The organism is Flavobacterium sp. Flavsp81 (assembly GCF_059491325.1).
On sequence record NZ_CP168505.1, the window covers coordinates 3,166,754 to 3,184,873 of the forward strand.

The 18,120-nt window shown below is 33.4% G+C and carries 16 protein-coding genes; 9 read left to right on the forward strand and 7 right to left on the reverse strand.

Features of this window, described 5'->3' with window-relative positions; translation table 11 throughout:
- The first annotated feature begins 78 nt into the window (after positions 1–78).
- The 4 genes from ACEN92_RS13255 (at position 79) to ACEN92_RS13270 (ending at position 2,614) form a co-directional block, all read left to right on the forward strand.
- Positions 79–1,212 carry an Mrp/NBP35 family ATP-binding protein gene (locus ACEN92_RS13255; protein WP_495638834.1) on the forward strand — a complete coding sequence of 378 codons (1,134 nt, stop codon included), beginning with the start codon at positions 79–81 and terminating at the stop codon, positions 1,210–1,212.
- Between the two features lie 85 nt (positions 1,213–1,297).
- Positions 1,298–1,537, forward strand: a complete 240-nt coding sequence (locus ACEN92_RS13260; protein WP_495638835.1) for a NifU family protein — start codon at positions 1,298–1,300, stop codon at positions 1,535–1,537.
- Positions 1,538–1,745: 208 nt separating this feature from the next.
- Entirely contained in the window at positions 1,746–2,231 is a 486-nt protein-coding gene (locus tag ACEN92_RS13265; RefSeq protein ID WP_495638836.1) for a hypothetical protein, read from the forward strand.
- A gap of 65 nt (positions 2,232–2,296) precedes the next feature.
- On the forward strand, positions 2,297–2,614 hold the full coding sequence (locus ACEN92_RS13270) for a 2Fe-2S iron-sulfur cluster-binding family protein (protein WP_007805184.1): 318 nt from the start codon (positions 2,297–2,299) through the stop codon (positions 2,612–2,614).
- A gap of 43 nt (positions 2,615–2,657) precedes the next feature.
- Here ACEN92_RS13270 and ACEN92_RS13275 read toward each other — a convergent pair whose 3' ends face one another.
- From ACEN92_RS13275 to ACEN92_RS13290, 4 genes are all read right to left on the reverse strand, one after another.
- Positions 2,658–3,344 (reverse strand): DUF6058 family natural product biosynthesis protein, encoded by a 687-nt coding sequence (locus ACEN92_RS13275; RefSeq protein WP_495638837.1) that lies wholly within the window; start codon positions 3,342–3,344, stop codon positions 2,658–2,660.
- A gap of 110 nt (positions 3,345–3,454) precedes the next feature.
- Positions 3,455–4,444, reverse strand: a complete 990-nt coding sequence (locus ACEN92_RS13280; protein WP_495638838.1) for an aspartate-semialdehyde dehydrogenase — start codon at positions 4,442–4,444, stop codon at positions 3,455–3,457.
- Between the two features lie 169 nt (positions 4,445–4,613).
- Complete coding sequence (gene mscL, locus ACEN92_RS13285) at positions 4,614–4,997, reverse strand: large conductance mechanosensitive channel protein MscL (protein WP_495638839.1); 384 nt, start codon at positions 4,995–4,997, stop codon at positions 4,614–4,616.
- 67 nt (positions 4,998–5,064) lie between these two features.
- Positions 5,065–7,533, reverse strand: a complete 2,469-nt coding sequence (locus ACEN92_RS13290; protein ID WP_495638840.1) for a bifunctional UDP-N-acetylmuramoyl-tripeptide:D-alanyl-D-alanine ligase/alanine racemase — start codon at positions 7,531–7,533, stop codon at positions 5,065–5,067.
- A 133-nt stretch (positions 7,534–7,666) separates the two neighbouring features.
- Between ACEN92_RS13290 and ACEN92_RS13295 the strand changes: the two genes are divergently transcribed.
- A complete protein-coding gene (locus tag ACEN92_RS13295) occupies positions 7,667–8,272 on the forward strand; it encodes a hypothetical protein (RefSeq protein WP_495638841.1) in 606 nt (201 codons plus the stop codon).
- Here ACEN92_RS13295 and ACEN92_RS13300 read toward each other — a convergent pair.
- Positions 8,267–8,965 (reverse strand): porin family protein, encoded by a 699-nt coding sequence (locus tag ACEN92_RS13300; RefSeq protein ID WP_495638842.1) that lies wholly within the window; start codon positions 8,963–8,965, stop codon positions 8,267–8,269. The two genes, ACEN92_RS13295 and ACEN92_RS13300, sit on opposite strands and share 6 nt — an antisense overlap.
- Before the next feature lie 211 nt (positions 8,966–9,176).
- On the opposite strand from ACEN92_RS13300, the gene ACEN92_RS13305 reads away from it, so the two are divergent.
- From ACEN92_RS13305 to ACEN92_RS13320, 4 genes are all read left to right on the forward strand, one after another.
- Positions 9,177–9,530 carry a hypothetical protein gene (locus ACEN92_RS13305; protein WP_495638843.1) on the forward strand — a complete coding sequence of 118 codons (354 nt, stop codon included), beginning with the start codon at positions 9,177–9,179 and terminating at the stop codon, positions 9,528–9,530.
- A 161-nt stretch (positions 9,531–9,691) separates the two neighbouring features.
- Positions 9,692–11,899: a TonB-dependent receptor gene (locus ACEN92_RS13310; protein WP_495638844.1), complete on the forward strand. Its 2,208-nt coding sequence runs from the start codon at positions 9,692–9,694 to the stop codon at positions 11,897–11,899.
- A gap of 135 nt (positions 11,900–12,034) precedes the next feature.
- A complete protein-coding gene (locus tag ACEN92_RS13315; RefSeq protein WP_495642346.1) occupies positions 12,035–14,122 on the forward strand; it encodes a prolyl oligopeptidase family serine peptidase in 2,088 nt (695 codons plus the stop codon).
- 253 nt (positions 14,123–14,375) lie between these two features.
- Positions 14,376–15,368, forward strand: coding sequence for a Gfo/Idh/MocA family protein (locus ACEN92_RS13320; protein WP_495638845.1), 993 nt, complete (start codon positions 14,376–14,378; stop codon positions 15,366–15,368).
- A 210-nt stretch (positions 15,369–15,578) separates the two neighbouring features.
- Here the strand turns inward: ACEN92_RS13320 and ACEN92_RS13325 are convergent, their stop codons facing one another.
- A complete protein-coding gene (locus tag ACEN92_RS13325; protein ID WP_495638846.1) occupies positions 15,579–16,574 on the reverse strand; it encodes an NAD(P)H-dependent glycerol-3-phosphate dehydrogenase in 996 nt (331 codons plus the stop codon).
- Positions 16,575–16,864: 290 nt separating this feature from the next.
- Positions 16,865–18,022 carry an iron-containing alcohol dehydrogenase gene (locus ACEN92_RS13330; RefSeq protein WP_495638847.1) on the reverse strand — a complete coding sequence of 386 codons (1,158 nt, stop codon included), beginning with the start codon at positions 18,020–18,022 and terminating at the stop codon, positions 16,865–16,867.
- Positions 18,023–18,120 lie beyond the last annotated feature (98 nt).

The following is an 18,120-nucleotide window of genomic DNA, read 5'->3' on the forward strand; positions in this document are numbered from 1 at the left end:
ATCTTTGCAGTCTGAAATCAGTTTAAATAAAGACAATACCTTAAATCGATTTCTTTCAATAGAAAATAGCACATCAAAATGAAATTAGACAGAAAAGAAATTCTTAAAGCTCTGGAAACAATTACCATAGCAGGAGAAGGAAAAAATATGGTTGAAAGCGGAGCTGTTGCCAATGTTATTACTTTTGGCGATGAAGTTGTGGTAGATTTAGTACTTCATACTCCTGCTATGCACATTAAAAAAAGAGCCGAAGATGATATCAAAAAAACGATTCTTGAATTGGTATCTCCAGAAGCAAAAATTAAAGTAAATATTAAGGTTGAAACTAAAGAAAACCCTAACGAAATAAAAGGAAAAGCGATTCCTGGGATCAAAAACATTATTGCTGTTGCATCAGGAAAGGGTGGTGTTGGAAAATCTACTGTTACCGCAAATTTAGCAGTAACCCTTGCCAAAATGGGATTTGCAGTTGGCGTTTTGGATGCCGATATTTACGGTCCTTCAATGCCAATCATGTTTGATGTCGAAAATGAAAAACCAGTTTCGATTACCGTTGACGGAAAATCAAAAATGAAGCCGGTAGAAAGCTATGAAATAAAAATACTTTCGATTGGATTTTTCACTGCACCAAGCCAGGCTGTAATCTGGAGAGGGCCGATGGCTGCAAAAGCATTAAACCAAATGATTTTTGATGCTGATTGGGGTGAATTAGATTTTATGTTAATTGACTTGCCGCCGGGAACAGGAGATATTCACCTATCCATAATGCAGTCTTTACCAATTACCGGTGCAGTTGTAGTCAGTACTCCTCAGGCAGTAGCATTAGCTGACGCGAAAAAAGGAGTGGCAATGTTTATGCAGGAGAATATTAATGTACCTGTTTTAGGTATTATCGAAAATATGGCGTATTTTACACCTGAAGAGTTACCGGGAAACAAATATTATATCTTTGGTCAGGAAGGAGCAAAAAACCTGGCAGAAGATTTAAATGTTCCGTTTTTAGGCGAAGTTCCAATTGTACAGTCTATTCGTGAAGCAGGAGATTATGGTCGTCCGGCAGCTTTACAGACAGCATCAACAATTGAAACTGTTTTTGAAGAAATCACTAGAAATGTAGTACAGGAAGTAGTAAACAGAAACGATAGCCTGCCTGCTACCGAAGCCATTAAAATTACAACAATGGCTGGTTGTTCAGCAGTTAAAAAGAATTAGATAATTGAGATAATTTGATAATTAGATAATGAGAAGCAAAACAATTATCTAATTGACACATTTTCTAATTGACACATTAAACATTATGACAACAGAAGAAATAACAAGTAACGTATTATTGGCTCTTGAAGAAATCAGACCTTTTTTAAATTCTGATGGCGGCGACATTACACTAATTTCAATAGAAGACGACAAACATGTAAAAGTCCGTCTTGAAGGCGCATGTATTAGCTGCAGTGTAAATCAAATGACATTAAAAGCCGGCGTGGAAACAACTATAAAAAAATATGCACCACAAATTGAAACTGTGGTTAATATCTTGTAATCTGCAAGTATTCTTGTTTTTAAGTCATAAATAATTAACAGGAATAATAGCCATTTAGGGGGTTTCGTTATAAAATTTCATAAAAATAAATAAAAATATCTGTTTTTTTATGATATCAATAAAAAACAGTTTAAAGATTTAAGACTTTTAGAGAAGGGTATGTTCCATTTTTCATTTAAATTTGTAACATACTCCTAAATCTTAAATTATGAAGAATTATTACACTCTGTTTTTATTATTATTTTTCATTTCAGTAAATTACGCCCAACAAAGTACGCAAACATTACTAGTTGATAAAGCATGGGTTAATGAATCTGAAGAGTGGTCGGATTTTACATATGATGGAAAAATTATAGTTTCTATCAATAGCAATAAAGAAGAAGGCAGCTTTAGAATTGGTAATTATGATTTTTTATATGATTTATGTGCAGGCAAAGCAAAATTTTCAAATAAGGCAGCTTACAATACAGCAGAATTTTCGCATCCAAGAAAACTATCGGTTACCACTGACAAGCAAGGAGTAGTAAATTCGACATATGAAGGAACTTTGATTTTCGAATTGGATAAAGATTATTACTCAACAATTGTAATAATTACATTATTAGAAAAAGGCGGAAATGTATTAGGCGCGAAAATGCACCTTAAAGAGAACGGTAAAAAAGAATACGCATTTAGCTTAAAACCAAATAGTTAATAAATAATTTTAGAATTTGATCACGTTTATCAAATTCTAAATCAATAAAATTCCAATAATTTAAAATGGATGTATTAATAAAGATTAAAGATCGAGAAGGAGTTATACACGAATTACAGGCTCCAACTGATATGGCAATGAATATAATGGAGTTATGCAAAGCATACGAACTTCCTGTTGAAGGAACTTGTGGCGGAATGGCCATGTGTGCTTCATGCCAGTGTTACGTTTTAAATGATGTTGCGCTGCCAGAAATGGGAGATGACGAAGAAGCCATGTTATCGGAAGCATTTTACGTTAAATCCAATAGCCGTTTAGGTTGTCAGATTCCAATTACTACAGAATTAGAAGGACTGGAGTTAGAACTGGCTCCGGAATATTAATAAAAAAGCGAAAACCTGGGTTTTCGCTTTTTTATTATAATATTTATTCATATTTCTTTATTAAATCTTCCAAAGAAAATTCCGTTAGAAGCTTATCTAAATACTTTCCTCTACTGCTTGTTTCACGCTGATATGGTGCAAAATTACTTGTATATTTATTAAATACGTCATTCAGTTCTTTTAAATGATTTATTTTTTCCTGAGTTATAGTTAAACCTCTATTTTCAATAAAATCTAATATTCTTTTTATTGCAATCTCTTTCTCAATAATTGCCTCTTCATTACTCTCTAAAATACAAATACCATAAATTCCTTTACAGAAATAATTCCATTCTTCTTCGAGTGCTTTATCTGCTTTCTCAAGATCTATTTCTCCACTTTCAACAAAAGTGTTGCCATACGCAAACGTTTTGTGCTTATGGTTCTTCAAATTAGACAATAGCGTTTCCTTAAACTCGCTTTTAAATTTTTCGGGATTATTATTCTCAATATTATCTTCAATAAGTTTCAGGATGCTTTTTGGAAAATATTTTTTAGATCTGACAATCTTATAATTATCATTTAAAGAAGAACTTATTGTTACTTCTGAGCTGACAACATATGAAGGTTCCGGAATAAGTTTTACTTCAATAAGTTGGTTTAATTTATGTGAAGTGAGATTCATTATCCTTATAATTTCTTCAAATTCCAGATAATTATCTTCAATGTATTTTAGGTTTACGTCTTTCATTTTTGAATAGGGATTACTAAACCAAATATACCATTAAAACACAAAAAGACCGTAATTGCATTGCTGTAATTACGGTCTTTTCTTTATAACAATTTTCTTTAATCTCTAATTTATACCAAACCGGCTGAAATTAAATACTCAGCGATTTGAATAGTGTTTGTAGCTGCGCCTTTTCTTAAGTTATCAGCAACAATCCACATATTTACTGTATTAGGCTGACTTTCATCACGACGGATTCTTCCAACAAATACATCATTTTTACCTTCGGCATAAAGTGGCATCGGGTATGTAAATGTATCTAAATTATCCTGTACCACTACTCCGTCAGTATGGTGTAAAATTTCACGAATATCATTTACTTCGAAATCATTTGTAAACTCAACATTTACAGCTTCACTATGACCTCCAACAACAGGTACACGAACAGCTGTAGCAGTAACTCTGATAGTATTATCACCAAGGATTTTTTGAGTTTCACGAACCAATTTCATTTCTTCTTTAGTATATCCGTTTTCTTCAAAACTATCACAATGAGGAATTGCATTTCTGTGAATTGGGTATTTATAAGCCATATCACCCTGCACTCCTGCATATTCATTTTCTAATTGTCTAACCGCTTTTACACCTGTTCCGGTAATGGATTGGTAGGTAGAAACAATAATTCTTTTGATATTGTATTTTTTGTGCAAAGGAGCCAATGCCAATACCATCTGTATAGTTGAGCAGTTTGGATTAGCAATAATTTTATCTTCTTTGGTCAAAGATTCAGCATTGATTTCCGGAACTATTAATTTTTTTGTCGGATCCATTCTCCATGCAGAAGAATTATCAATAACTGTTGTTCCCGCTGCTGCAAATTTTGGTGCCCACTCTAATGAAGTGTCTCCTCCTGCAGAAAAAAGTGCAATATCTGCTTTCAAATCAACAGCAGTCTGCAAACCAACAACTTTATATTTTTGACCTTTATATTCTATTTCCTTTCCAACAGATTTCTCTGAAGCAACAGGGATTAATTCTGTAACCGGAAAATTTCTTTCTGCTAAAACTTTTAACATTATCTCGCCAACCATACCGGTGGCGCCTACAACCGCTATTCTCATTTTTATATTTTTTATTATGAATGTTCTAATTTAGATTGCAAAAGTAAGGATAATAAAAACGATTACAATTCGATTCACAAAAAATAACAAATTGTTACAAATTAAACAATATGAAAAAAACCGCCCCAATTATGAGGCGGTTAAGTTAGACTTAGTGTAGCGGTATATATTATTGTTTGTTTTTTAAAAGATCTCTAATCTGGATCAATAATTCTTCCTGAGTTGGGCCAGCTGGCGGTGGCGGTGGTGGAACATCTTTCTTTTTAAGATTATTAATTCCTTTAATGATTAAGAACAAAACAAAAGCGACAATTACAAAATTAATTACGGCCGAAATAAACATTCCGTATTTTACTCCTCCAAAGGCTGTCAACTCTTCAATAGTAGACAAATGAGCCGCATCTAATGCAGGCTTTAATAACAAAGGCGTAATCACATTCTCAATCAATGAGCTCACAATTTTTCCAAAAGCTGCTCCAATAATAACTCCGACAGCCAAATCGACCACATTGCCTTTCATTGCAAATTCTTTAAATTCTGAAAGCATCCCCATAATTGTTTATTTTAAGTTTATAAAAATATATCGAAAATAAGTAATTTTCTCGAAAGTTTCTTTAAAACTATCTGAAAAACACCCTTTTTACACGTTGTGAAATACTCGTCAGAATTTCATAAGGAATCGTTTTTAAAGCATCTGCAATTTCATTCACCGTTGGGCTTTCACCGAAAATAATGACTGAATCTCCTTCTTTACAATCGATTTCGGTTACATTTACCATTAACATATCCATACAAATACTGCCAACAATAAATGCTTTCTGATTTTTAATGGTTACATAACCAATCTGATTGCCCCATAATCTTGAAATCCCATCTGCATAACCAATCGGAATCGTCGCAATTTTTGTTTCTTTTTCGGCCATAAATCTACGCCCATAACCAACGCTGTCTCCGACAGGGATTGTACGAACCTGTGAAATAATAGATTTTAAAGTCCCTACGTTTTCTAAATATTTTTGCTCTGAAGGATCATTGGCAACACCATAAAGACCAATTCCTAAGCGTACCATATTATATTGTGCCTCCGGAAAATTACTAATTCCGGAAGTATTCAGAATATGACGAATTGGATTTACGCCTAATTCATTCATTAATTTTGAAGACAATTTTTCGAACAATTGAATCTGCGAAAGCGCAAATTCATAATGTTTCATATCATCGCTGGTCGCCATATGAGATAAAATACTTTGAATACGTACGGTTGAATTTCCTTTTAAAGTGGCAATCAATTCGTCTATTGTATTTTGTTCAAAACCCAGGCGATGCATTCCGGTATCCAGTTTGATATGAATTGGAAAGTCTTTCAGGTTCTTTTCACGGGCAATTTTCAAAAAGGCATTTAGTCCTTTTAAACTGTAAATTTCCGGCTCTAACTGATACTGAATAATCGATGAAAAACTGGTCGATTCAGGATTTAAAACCATGATTGGTAATTTAATTCCTCCATTTTTCAGTGAAATTCCTTCATCGGCAAAAGCCACACCTAAATAATTAACTTTATGGTGCTCTAATAATTTTGCAATTTCCAAACCTCCATTCCCATAACCAAAAGCTTTCACCATAACCATGATTTTGACTTCATTGGCTAATTTGGATTTAAAGAAATTTAAATTATGGCTAATCGAATTCAGATTGATTTCCAGAATGGTTTCATGGGTTTTCTCTTCCAGCAAAGACACAATTTCTTCAAAATGAAATGACCTTGCTCCTTTAATTAAAATAGTTTCGTTGGCAAAATTCAGATTGTCAAAATCATCAATAAATTCGGCAGTACTCTGATAAGTAATACAATTCGAAAATTTGTTTTTAAATGACGAAATGGTTGAACCTATTCCAATAACATGATTGACTTTATTATCGGCAATTAGCTGAGAAACTTTAGAATATAATTCTTCGTTTGAAAATCCGCTTTGAAAAATATCCGATAAAATAACGGTTTTTGATGCATTCTTTTTTTGGCTTTCCAGAAAGTCCAAAGCTATTTTAAGAGACTGAAAATCGGAACTGTAACTGTCATCAATAACACTGCAATTGTGAATTCCGTTTTTGACTTCCAATCGCATTTCGACCGGATACAATCCCTGCATACGATTTTGAATAGCTTCAGAATCATATTCAAAATAAAGCAAAACCAACAAACACGAAATAGCATTTTCTATAGACGCCGAATCACTAAAAGGTATTTTTAAATCGTAATTTTCTTTTTTATATCGATATTGAATTGTTGTCGTTTCATTTTTATTTTCTTTTTTCAGAATAAAAACATCCGCAGATTTATCAGTATAACTCCATGAAAAAAGTTTTCGGGGATGCAGCATATATTCGGCTGCAAATTGGGACAGGCAGGAATCGACAGTTTCATTTTTCTGATAAATAATTACCGGAGATTCTTTGAACAAAAGCAGTTTTTCATCAATCTTCTGTACTAAATTTAAAAAACCTTCGTCGTGTGCTGTACCAATATTAGTTAACACTCCTATAGTTGGTCTTATAATTTTTTCGAGTTTATCCATTTCATTAACCGTCGAAATTCCGGCTTCAAAAATGCCTAAATTATGTTTTTCATTAATTGCAATAACCGAAAGCGGCACCCCAACTTGTGAATTATAACTTTTCGGACTTCGGATAATATTATAATCAGGGCTCAGCAAAAAATTAAGCCATTCTTTTACGATTGTTTTACCGTTACTTCCTGTTAATCCGATAATCGGAAAATCAAAAAGGTTTCGATGATAAGCTGCAAAATTCTGAAGCGCTTCTAAAGTTGATTTAACAACTAAAAAATCAGCTTTTCCAAGACAATTTTCAGGAATATATTCGACTACAAAACTCTTCACTCCCTTTTCTATCAACTCTGAAATATAAGAATGTGCGTCATTATTGACACCGGATAATGCAAAGAATAAGGTTTGTGAACCATTTTGCAGTGAACGGCTGTCTATAGAAATATGATCAATAAAAATTGCAGAATCTGAGCCAATCCATTCGGCATGAAGAACCGAAACCAGGCTTTTTAAATTTATGCTCATTTAGAAGTTTCTTTTTTTCAAATTTAAAACATTAAAGGTAGAAAAGAGTTGTGATTTTCTTAAAAAATAAATGGTTTACAACAACGTATTTATATTTCAATTATATTTGTTGAAGACCTCAAATTACAGCGTTTTGAAAAGAATTCTTCCAATATTCTCCTATATACTGCATCCGATTTTTATATCGATGTACGCCACCTTATTTTACCTTTTTTACAAAGAAGATGCCTTTACGATTCAGGAAAAATACTATGTCATACTTCAAATTTTGATTATCACGGTTATAGTTCCGATACTGTTTTTCTTATTATTGAGATCAACAGGAAATGTAAAATCCGTAATGATACATGAAACATCCCAGCGTAGAATTCCATTAATTTTACAATGCTTTTTGTTTATTTTATTAGTAAAAAGAAGTATCGTAATCACTCGTTATCCCGAACTGCATTTTTTTTTCCTTGGCGGATTATTTAGCACTATTCTAGCCTTGATTTATTCCCTTTTTAAGATAAAAGCAAGTTTACATATGATGGCAATCAGTGGTTTTGCTGTTTTCGTAATCGGGCTGAATATACACTTACAAATGCATAATGCTTACTGGTCTGCTTTTTTAATATTAATGACCGGAATTGTAGCTTCGTCCCGTTTAGAAATGAATGCCCACACCAATAAAGAGTTACTGATTGGATTGATAATCGGAATACTTCCTCAAATTTTATTTTTGTATTTGTGGTTATAAAATATAGAAAATCAAACCAATATTCATCGTTCTCATATCTATATTTTCTCCATTTAAAGTCTGAACTGATTTAAACAAAGGCTTCAAACCATAATATGCATATACATTCCAGGTATTATAGCCTGTTGAAAGATAAACACCATACTGAAATTTATCAAAATCCGGATTGTTTTTTACTATAGAAGTAGTTTCCCCGTCCCTCAAAATTGATTTATCCGAAAAGACATAGCTGAACTTTATTCCACCATAAATTCTCCAAAACTTATAACTTTCATAAGTCGAATTTCTCCATCTGAATTCTATCGGCAAATCAACTAAATACTGCCTGAATTTATTAGAATTAAATTCATTATACGGATTCACATCATAAACTAAATTTCCCTGAATATTCTGAATCGTCAAATTTTGGTAATAATTTTTATAACTTAACCCCAAACCTGCAGCAATAGCAACTGTTCTGTCTTTGTTAATAGGCATATCGCGTAAAAAGCCTAATGAAATCCCAGCCGAAAATCTGTCTTGTTTTAAACCCGAAGGGCCCTGAACCAAAAGATTATAAGTTACTGCAAAATAAAATTGATCTTCACGATATAAAGAGTCGACTTTTACCTGTGGTAAAAGCTCCGCTTTTTCTTCCTGTGAAAAAACATTTAAAAAAGATACTAAAAATAAACAACTAAAAAATAATCGCATACTGTGTTTTGGTTTAAGAAGAATATCAAATAAACGTTTTTATGGGGCGGTTTATTAGACTTACAAATATAATATAATGATAGTTTATGATGTTATTATTATGTAATTATTCTGTTTTAGTTGCCTTCTGAAATATTTTATTGCACTATTTTCAATAAAAAGCAGCAAAATCAAGCATTTTTATATCCTCTTTTATACCTTTGCATTGGTTATGAAAAAAAAGCAGCTCATAATAAGTGTTTCTTTGGCTCTGACAGTATTGTTTTCCATACTGTTTCAGTCTGTACACAGCTATGAGCATATTGCGAAACAGCTTACTGAGAAAAGATGTCATCACGATTATGATGACAAAAACGGTGAAATTACCCACCAGCACCATAATTACGATTCCTGTTTTGTTTGTCAGTTTTCATTTGAAAGTTATATTACCCCTGAAAAGATTTCGTTTCAGTTTTATAAATACCATCAGGAAATCCCTTATTTCTGTAACTTTTCAGAAAATGTTATTTCATTTTCAGGAAGCTTGTACTCACTTCGAGGCCCTCCTCCGGCTATAATTTCTTAAATTCGATATATTCGAAATCAACAAATTCTTTCTTTTTAAATTGATTATAAAAATCAGTTCAATTTTCCAGTCTTCCTATTTATTGAGATTGGAAAGTTTTACTATTATTTTGATTTCATTTTTAAAAGAAAAAAATCAATTAACTATAGCATCATTTTCAAATGAAAAAAATAATAATCGCCCTTATTTTAGGGTTTTCGGGCATTCTTTCTGCTCAAAATTCAATTTCCGGAACTGTTATCAATTCTCAGAACAATCCAATGCCCGGAGTATCTGTTTATTTGCAGGAATTGCATAAAGGGACTACAACTGACCAAAACGGCAAGTATGAATTTAAAAATCTTCCAAACGGAAGCTTAAGGCTTAATTTTACTTTTGTTGGATATACATCACAAAACAAAACGATTCCGAAATTACTTAAAGAAAATACTTTAGACATTACACTATCTGAATCTGTTTTTGAAATGGATGAGGTAATTGTATCAACTCCTTTCAACAAACTGCAATCGCAAAACGTAATGAAAGTAGAGCATGAAAGCATCAAAACATTACAACAAAAAGGAACTTCAACTTTGATTGAAGGTTTGGCTACGATTCCCGGAGTTTCACAGATTTCAACAGGAACTTCAATCGGAAAACCAGTAATCAGAGGTCTTAGCGGTAATCGTGTTTTAGTATATTCTCAAGGTGTCCGTGTGGAAAATCAACAATTTGGAGATGAACATGGTTTAGGTTTAAACGATGCCGGAATCGAAAGTGTTGAAGTCATCAAAGGTCCTGCTTCTTTATTATACGGATCAGATGCTTTAGGCGGCGTTTTGTATTTTAATCCTGAAAAATTTGCTGATGCCAATACTTTCAAGGCTAATTTCAGTCAAAAATATTTCACTAATACAGAAGGAAGCAACTCCTCAATTGGACTAAAAACTTCTACTGATAACTGGAAATTTTTAACCCGTGGAAGTTACAATACGCATTCTGATTATAAAATTGCTGATGGTGATCGCGTAACCAATTCCCGTTATAACGAAACCGATTTTAAAACCGGAATCGGATATAACAACTCCAGTTTCTCAAGTGTATTAAGGTATAATTACAACAAACTGGATATAGGAATGCCGGAAGATGGCATCGCCGCACAATCTTCAAGTAAGGATACACAGTTTCCGAGACAAGGAATTTTCAATCATTTATTGAGTTTAAACAATGTAATCTTTTTTGAAAATTCAAAATTAGATGTCGATTTGGGATATATTGCTAATGATCGAAGCGAATTTGAAGACAGCAACGAAGCTGTTTTGCATATGAAACTTAAAACTTTCAATTATAACGCAAAATATCACCTGCCAAAATTAGGTAAAATTGAAACCATTATTGGCATACAGGGAATGCATCAGACCAATGCTAATTCTGGTGAAGAATACTTAATTCCGAATGCCACTACAAATGATTTTGGAGCTTTTGGAACAGCAAATTACGAGTGGAACAACAGTGTTCTACAGGCAGGATTACGTTTCGATAATCGAAATGTCACCTCTGAAGCACACGGAACTGAAGGCGAAGAAGGTTATTTTCAAGCTTTAGACCGATCTTTTGACAGCTTTAATGCTTCCTTGGGATATAAAACGCAATTAACAGAGCCATTAACACTGCGTTTGAATGTAGCTACAGGATTCAGAGCGCCAAATTTAGCCGAATTAACTTCAAACGGTGTACACGAAGGAACAAATAGATATGAAATTGGAAACAATGATTTAAAAACCGAACAAAACGTTCAGACAGATTTAAATCTGGAATATAAAAATTCGCACTTTGAATTTTTTGTAAACGGATTTTACAATCATATAAACAATTATATCTATACATCGCCAACAGGAGAAGTTCGTGATGATAATAATGTTTTTGCCTATATACAGGATAATGCAAAATTATACGGTGGTGAAGTTGGATTGCATTTTCACCCGCATCCATTAGACTGGTTACATTTTGAAACGAGTTTTGAAACGGTAACAGGTAAAAAAGACAATAAAGATTATTTACCTTTTATTCCGGCAAATAACTGGAACAATACACTGAGAACCGAATTCAAAATCAAAAACTGGTTCGAGGAAGGATACGCTTCTTTAAACGTTTCATCAACTTTTAACCAGAATAATGTGAGTGGTTTCGAAACGGCTTCAAAAGGATATACTTTAGTTAATTTAGGCTTTGGAGGAACTGTAAAACTAGGAAAAACAGCTTTTGATGTAAATCTTAACGGTAACAATTTATTCGATAAAAATTATATCGCCCATCTTTCAAGATTAAAAACAGATGGTATTCCAAACATTGGAAGAAACATAGTTTTAGGAGTAAATTTTAATTTATAATATCCTTTTCAACACATAGAAATCGTAGATTTAAAAAATATTATTTCTACATTTCTATGTGTTATTTTTTACAACAAAAAAAGCTATTTTTGTTATAACTCATAAATGTTAATTATGAAAAAAACAATTCTTATAATGGCTATTACTACTGCAGGAATTTCATTTGCACAGGATAAAATTCAATATCCCGAAACTAAAAAAGGTGAAACTGTTGATATTTATTTCGACACCAAAGTAAATGATCCCTATCGTTGGCTTGAAGATGATAAGTCTGCAGAGACAGGTGCCTGGGTAAAAGCTCAAAACGAAGTTACTTATGACTATTTAAACAAAATTCCGTTCCGTAACGCCTTAAAACAACGAATGGAAAAGTTATGGAATTATGAAAAAACAGGAGCTCCGTTTATAGAAGGAAAATTTACTTATTTTTCTAAAAACAACGGACTTCAAAACCAATCGGTTATTTACAGAAAAGATGAAAATGGCAAAGAAGAAGTTTTTTTAGATCCAAATACATTTTCTAAAGACGGAACTACTTCACTTGGTGGTTTGGATTTTTCTAAAGACGGATCTAAAGCCGCATATTCAATTTCTGAAGGCGGAAGCGACTGGAGAAAAGTCATTATCATTGATGCTTTGTCTAAAAAAATTGTCGAAGATACTTTAGTCGATGTAAAATTCAGTGGTGTTTCATGGTTAGGAAACGAAGGTTTTTATTACTCCAGTTATGATAAACCAAAAGGAAGCGAATTATCTGCAAAAACTGATCAGCATAAATTGTATTTCCATAAACTAGGAACTCCTCAAAAGGAAGATCAGGTTATTTTTGGAGCAGATCAAAAAAGACGATATGTTGGTGGTTATGTTACAGAAGATGATCATTATTTAGTAATTACAGCTGCCAATTCTACTTACGGAAATGAATTATATATTAAGGATTTAACGAAATCAAACAGCCCCATTATCACTATTGTTGACAACTTTGACAGTGACAATACGATCATTGAAAACGAAGGAAGCAAATTATTCATTGATACGGATTTAAATGCTCCGAACAAACGTGTTGTTACCGTTGATGTAAACAATCCAAAACCGGAAAACTGGAAAGATTTTATTCCGGAGACCCACAACATTTTATCACCTTCTACAGGCGGCGGATACTTTTTTGCCAATTACACAAAAGACGCCGTTTCATTCGTACAGCAATACGATTATAACGGAAAATTAATTCGTGAAATTAAACTTCCATCCGTGGGAACTGCAGGTGGTTTTGGCGGTAAAAAGAAAGAAAAAATATTGTATTACAGCTTTACAAATTATACAACTCCGGGAACGATTTTTTCATTTGAACCAAAATCAGGTAAATCAGAGATATACCAAAAACCTAAAGTAGATTTTAAAAGTGATGATTACGAATCAAAACAAGTTTTCTACACTTCAAAAGACGGAACAAAAATTCCGATGATTATTACTTATAAAAAAGGGATTAAGTTAAACGGTAAAAATCCAACAATTCTTTATGGTTATGGTGGATTCAACATTAGTTTAACGCCAAGTTTTAGCATTTCGAACGCAGTCTGGATGGAAAACGGCGGTGTTTATGCAGTCGCCAATTTAAGAGGTGGTGGTGAATACGGGAAAAAATGGCATGATGCAGGAACAAAATTGCAAAAGCAAAATGTCTTTGATGATTTTATTGCTGCTGCCGAATATTTAATTGCTCAAAAATACACCTCATCTGATTTCCTTGCGATTCGCGGAGGTTCTAACGGAGGTTTATTAGTGGGAGCCGTAATGACTCAACGTCCTGACTTGATCAAAGTTGCTTTACCGGCCGTTGGCGTTATGGACATGTTGCGTTATAATGCTTTTACTGCCGGTGCAGGTTGGGCTTTTGATTACGGAACTGCTCAGGACAGCAAAGAAATGTTTGAATACCTTAAAGGTTATTCTCCTGTACAAAACGTTAAAAAAGGTGTTCATTATCCTGCAACCATGGTAACCACCGGAGATCACGATGATCGCGTAGTGCCTGCGCATAGTTTTAAATTTGCTGCCGAATTGCAGGAAAAACAAACCGGAGACAATCCTGTTTTAATTCGTATTGATGTAAAAGCAGGTCACGGAGCAGGAAAATCAGTTGCTGCAACCATTCAAGAAAGTGTAGACATTCAGGCATTCACGCTTTACAATATGGGATTTAAAACTTTGCCTAAAAAGTAAAACTTTAAACACTTACATTTTTAGCCACGGATTTCACGAATTAGCTTTGTGAGTTTGTGGCTATGTTTTTTAGGTTTATTTTAATATTTGTTTCACGCAGATTCTGCAGATTTAGCAGATTCTAAATCTGGAAAACTAAAAAAAATCCGCTAAATCTGCAGAATCTGCGTGAAAAATAATTCATGAATTCATAGCAAACCTTTTTTAATCCCTCCATTTTCCCTTAAATTTGAAATACCTAAAAAACAATAAAATGAGAATTATCAAATGGGGAATTATAGGCTGTGGTAATGTAACTGAGATTAAAAGCGGTCCTGCTTTTCAAAAAGCGCCTAACTCAGCCTTAGTTGCCGTTATGCGCAGAGATGCAGCACTTGCCGAAGATTATGCCAAACGTCACAATGTTTCGAAATGGTACTCAAATGCTATTGACTTAATCAACGACCCGGAAGTTGATGCCGTATATATTGCGACCCCTCCTTCTTCTCATAAGGAATATACAATTTTATGTGCCAAAGCCGGAAAACCTGTTTACGTAGAAAAGCCAATGGCGCTGACATTTGAAGAATGCAACGAAATGATTAGTGCTTGCAAAGAACATAATGTTCCGTTATTTGTAGCCTATTACAGAAGAAGTTTACCAAGATTTCTAAAAATAAAAGAACTAATTGATCAGGGTAAAATAGGAGTTGTCAGACATGTAAATTGTGTTTTATACCATCCGTTTGAAGAGCGTTATGACGACGAAATCAATCTTCCTTGGACCGTTTTACCACACATATCAGGTGGTGGGATTTTTGTCGATCTGGCTTGTCATACGTTGGATTTCCTTGATTTTATATTTGGACCAATTCAATCCGTTCGCGGGCATGCAAGTTCGCAGCTTAAGGCTTATCCTGCCGAAGATTCAGTTTCGATGTCATTTTTATTCGAAAACGGAATTCACGGAACAGGAATTTGGAATTTTGCCAGTTTCGAACGTTACGACAATACTGAAATCGTAGGCGATAAAGGTAAAATATCCTTTTCAACTTTCGGAAATGATCCAATTCATATTCAATATACAAACGGGGAAAAAGAAAGTATCACTATCGAAAATCCACTTCATATTCAGCAGCCTTTTATCGAAACAGTTATTTCAGAATTGCTGGGCAATGAAGAAATTTCTCCATCAAAAGGAACTTCCGGAGCACGAACTTCCCGGGTTATTGACGAAGTTTTAAAGGAATTTAGAAATTCAAAATAATTTTCAGGAGCTATTCCTGCTGTCCGCTGTATCTTTTATGCCGAACCCCGGCATAAAAGGATGCTACTTCCATCAGGGCTAGGCTTCAGTTTACATTAGAAAACCTTTACAAGAATAAATTTCAAATAAATCTTTTTCCGTAAACTTAAAAAATAAAAGAGCCGCTTCTATATCAGGAAGCAGCTCTTTTTTTATGAGATTGATTTAATATTAATCTAATGATTCTGTTAGTTTTTTGAAAACAGTTTTAGCGTTTTTACCTTCATACAATACAGCGTAAACAGCATCAATAATAGGAGTTTTTGCTCCATAACCCTGATTTAGTTTATAAGCACTTTTGGTGGCATAATATCCCTCTGCAACCATACTCATTTCCATCATGGCACTCTTTACGGTATAGCCTTTTCCAATCATATTTCCGAACATTCTGTTTCTTGAAAATACTGAATATCCTGTTACCAATAAATCGCCCAGATAAGCTGAGTCGTTGATGTCTCGTTTCATTTTATGTACTTTCTTTATGAATTTTCGCATCTCACGAATTCCATTACTCATCATCACCGACTGAAAATTATCGCCATAACCTAATCCATGTGCTATTCCTGCCGCAATAGCATAAATATTCTTCAACATTGCCGCATATTCTGTTCCAATAATATCATCTGAAATTTTAGCTTTTATATAATTACTTGATAAATGTTTTGCAACTGTACGGGCTTTATCAGGATCTCCACATGCAATTGTCAAATAGGAAAGTCTTTCTAAGGCTACTTCTTCAGCGTGGCAGGGTCCTGTAATGACCCCAATATTATAGTATGGAATATCGTATTGAATATGAAAATGTTCTCCAACAATCAAACTTGTTTCAGGAACGATTCCCTTAATAGCCGAAAAGATAATTTTATTTTCTAAGGAAACCGTTAACTGCTCTAATTCTGCATTTAGAAAAGCCGAAGGAATAGCAAAAATTAAGTAATCAGCATATTCAATTGCTTCGTTAATATTATTCGTTAATTTAAGTTTGTTCGTATCAAATTCAACAGAACTCAAATAGTTTGGATTATGCTTATATTTTAGAATATGTTCTATCGCAGCATCATTTCGCATATACCACGAAATTTCAGGAAGGTTTACACACAGCATTTTTGCAATAGCAGTTGCCCAGCTTCCACCTCCAATTACTGCAAATTTTAGATTTTTGCTCATTATTTTATTAATTTAAAACAAAAGTACTTAATAATGCAGTAATAACACAAAATGTAGTTTAAGAATTTTTAAGAATGGTCTTTAAATCCAATGGTTTTCAGGAAATTTAAAAAAAACAAAATATATTTTTACACCTGCATAATAATATTAGAATTCTTACGTTATAAATAAGTATAAATTTAGAATTTAATGAGTTTAGCAAAAATTGAGTTAGTTAGTTTTGTTTTAGTATTTTAAAAAAGGCGTCCTTAAATATTAAGAACGCCTTTTTGTTTAAATTATTTGAAGCCTTAATAACTCATTTCTACAATTGATTTTACTTTTTCTAAAGTTATTAATTGCTTTTCTCCCAATCCTTTCCAACCTCTTTCTTCAAAACGTTTCACTATAAAATCGGCAGTTTTATCATAGTCATTTGTGTATTGTGACAATTTAGTATCCATTCCCATCGCGTGGAAAAATTCTACAGTTTTATCAATCGCTTCTTTAGCCACTTCCTCATCAGCTCCAGTTAAACCAAAAATACGTCTTCCGTATTGTGCTAATTTTTCTTTTTTGGTATCAAACATCACCTTATATAAACTTGGCCCAATAACAGCCAGAGTTCTGGCATGATCAATTCCGTATAAAGCGGTTAATTCATGACCAATCATATGTGTTGCCCAATCTGAAGGTACCCCTTTTTGAATTAAGCCGTTTAAAGCCATAGTACAACTCCACATAAAGTTTGAAGCCAACGCATAATCAGTTGGATTTTCAACTACACTTGGACCAACTTCAATCAGAGTATGCAAAATTCCTTCAGCAATTCTATCCTGCAAAAAGCCTTCGTGCGGGTACGTCAAATATTGCTCCATTACATGCGTATAAGCATCGACAACTCCATTTTGCAATTGTCTTTTTGGCAAAGAGGCAATAACTGTCGGGTCACAAATAGAAAATTTCGGGAACAGGGCACTACCTCCAAAAACTAATTTTTCCTGAGTAGCTTCAATGGTTACTACTGCCCCGGAATTCATTTCGCTTCCTGTAGCAGGTAAAGTTAAAACGGTTCCAAAAGGCATTGCATTTTCCTTAATCAGCAAACGCTTTTGCAGAATATCAATCGGATTACCTTCAAAATTAACAGCTGCCGAAATAAATTTCACTCCGTCAATAACAGATCCGCCTCCAACAGCCAGAATGAAATCTATTTTTTCTGTTTTTATAACTTCAACCGCTTTCATTAAGGTTTCAAAATGTGGGTTTGGTTCTATTCCGCCAAATTCTATGATATTAAAACCTTTCAGATTATGGATAACCTGCTCATGAATTCCGTTTTTAAAAATACTTCCTCCTCCATAAGCCAGCAATATTTTTGCATCTTTTGGAATTAAAGTGGAAAGTTTTTCTATTTGCCCTTTTCCGAAAATTAAATTCGTTGGATTGTATAATTCAAAGTTTAGCATTTTTTTAAGTTTCTGAGATGCTGAGTGGCTAAGTTTCTAAGGTTTTCTAACTTAGCACTCAACATCTTTTTTATTAATATTCATGAGATATTAAGTCT

What these genes read in the sequence shown, in the direction of transcription:
- ACEN92_RS13255 (WP_495638834.1), top strand. Translation starts at nt 79, where the DNA reads ATGAAATTAGACAGAAAAGAAATTCTTAAAGCTCTGGAAACAATTACC.
- ACEN92_RS13260 (WP_495638835.1), top strand. Translation starts at nt 1,298, where the DNA reads ATGACAACAGAAGAAATAACAAGTAACGTATTATTGGCTCTTGAAGAA.
- ACEN92_RS13265 (WP_495638836.1), top strand. Translation starts at nt 1,746, where the DNA reads ATGAAGAATTATTACACTCTGTTTTTATTATTATTTTTCATTTCAGTA.
- ACEN92_RS13270 (WP_007805184.1), top strand. Translation starts at nt 2,297, where the DNA reads ATGGATGTATTAATAAAGATTAAAGATCGAGAAGGAGTTATACACGAA.
- ACEN92_RS13275 (WP_495638837.1), bottom strand. Translation starts at nt 3,344, where the DNA reads ATGAAAGACGTAAACCTAAAATACATTGAAGATAATTATCTGGAATTT.
- ACEN92_RS13280 (WP_495638838.1), bottom strand. Translation starts at nt 4,444, where the DNA reads ATGAGAATAGCGGTTGTAGGCGCCACCGGTATGGTTGGCGAGATAATG.
- mscL (WP_495638839.1), bottom strand. Translation starts at nt 4,997, where the DNA reads ATGGGGATGCTTTCAGAATTTAAAGAATTTGCAATGAAAGGCAATGTG.
- ACEN92_RS13290 (WP_495638840.1), bottom strand. Translation starts at nt 7,533, where the DNA reads ATGAGCATAAATTTAAAAAGCCTGGTTTCGGTTCTTCATGCCGAATGG.
- ACEN92_RS13300 (WP_495638842.1), bottom strand. Translation starts at nt 8,965, where the DNA reads ATGCGATTATTTTTTAGTTGTTTATTTTTAGTATCTTTTTTAAATGTT.
- ACEN92_RS13305 (WP_495638843.1), top strand. Translation starts at nt 9,177, where the DNA reads ATGAAAAAAAAGCAGCTCATAATAAGTGTTTCTTTGGCTCTGACAGTA.
- ACEN92_RS13310 (WP_495638844.1), top strand. Translation starts at nt 9,692, where the DNA reads ATGAAAAAAATAATAATCGCCCTTATTTTAGGGTTTTCGGGCATTCTT.
- ACEN92_RS13315 (WP_495642346.1), top strand. Translation starts at nt 12,035, where the DNA reads ATGGCTATTACTACTGCAGGAATTTCATTTGCACAGGATAAAATTCAA.
- ACEN92_RS13320 (WP_495638845.1), top strand. Translation starts at nt 14,376, where the DNA reads ATGAGAATTATCAAATGGGGAATTATAGGCTGTGGTAATGTAACTGAG.
- ACEN92_RS13325 (WP_495638846.1), bottom strand. Translation starts at nt 16,574, where the DNA reads ATGAGCAAAAATCTAAAATTTGCAGTAATTGGAGGTGGAAGCTGGGCA.
- ACEN92_RS13330 (WP_495638847.1), bottom strand. Translation starts at nt 18,022, where the DNA reads ATGCTAAACTTTGAATTATACAATCCAACGAATTTAATTTTCGGAAAA.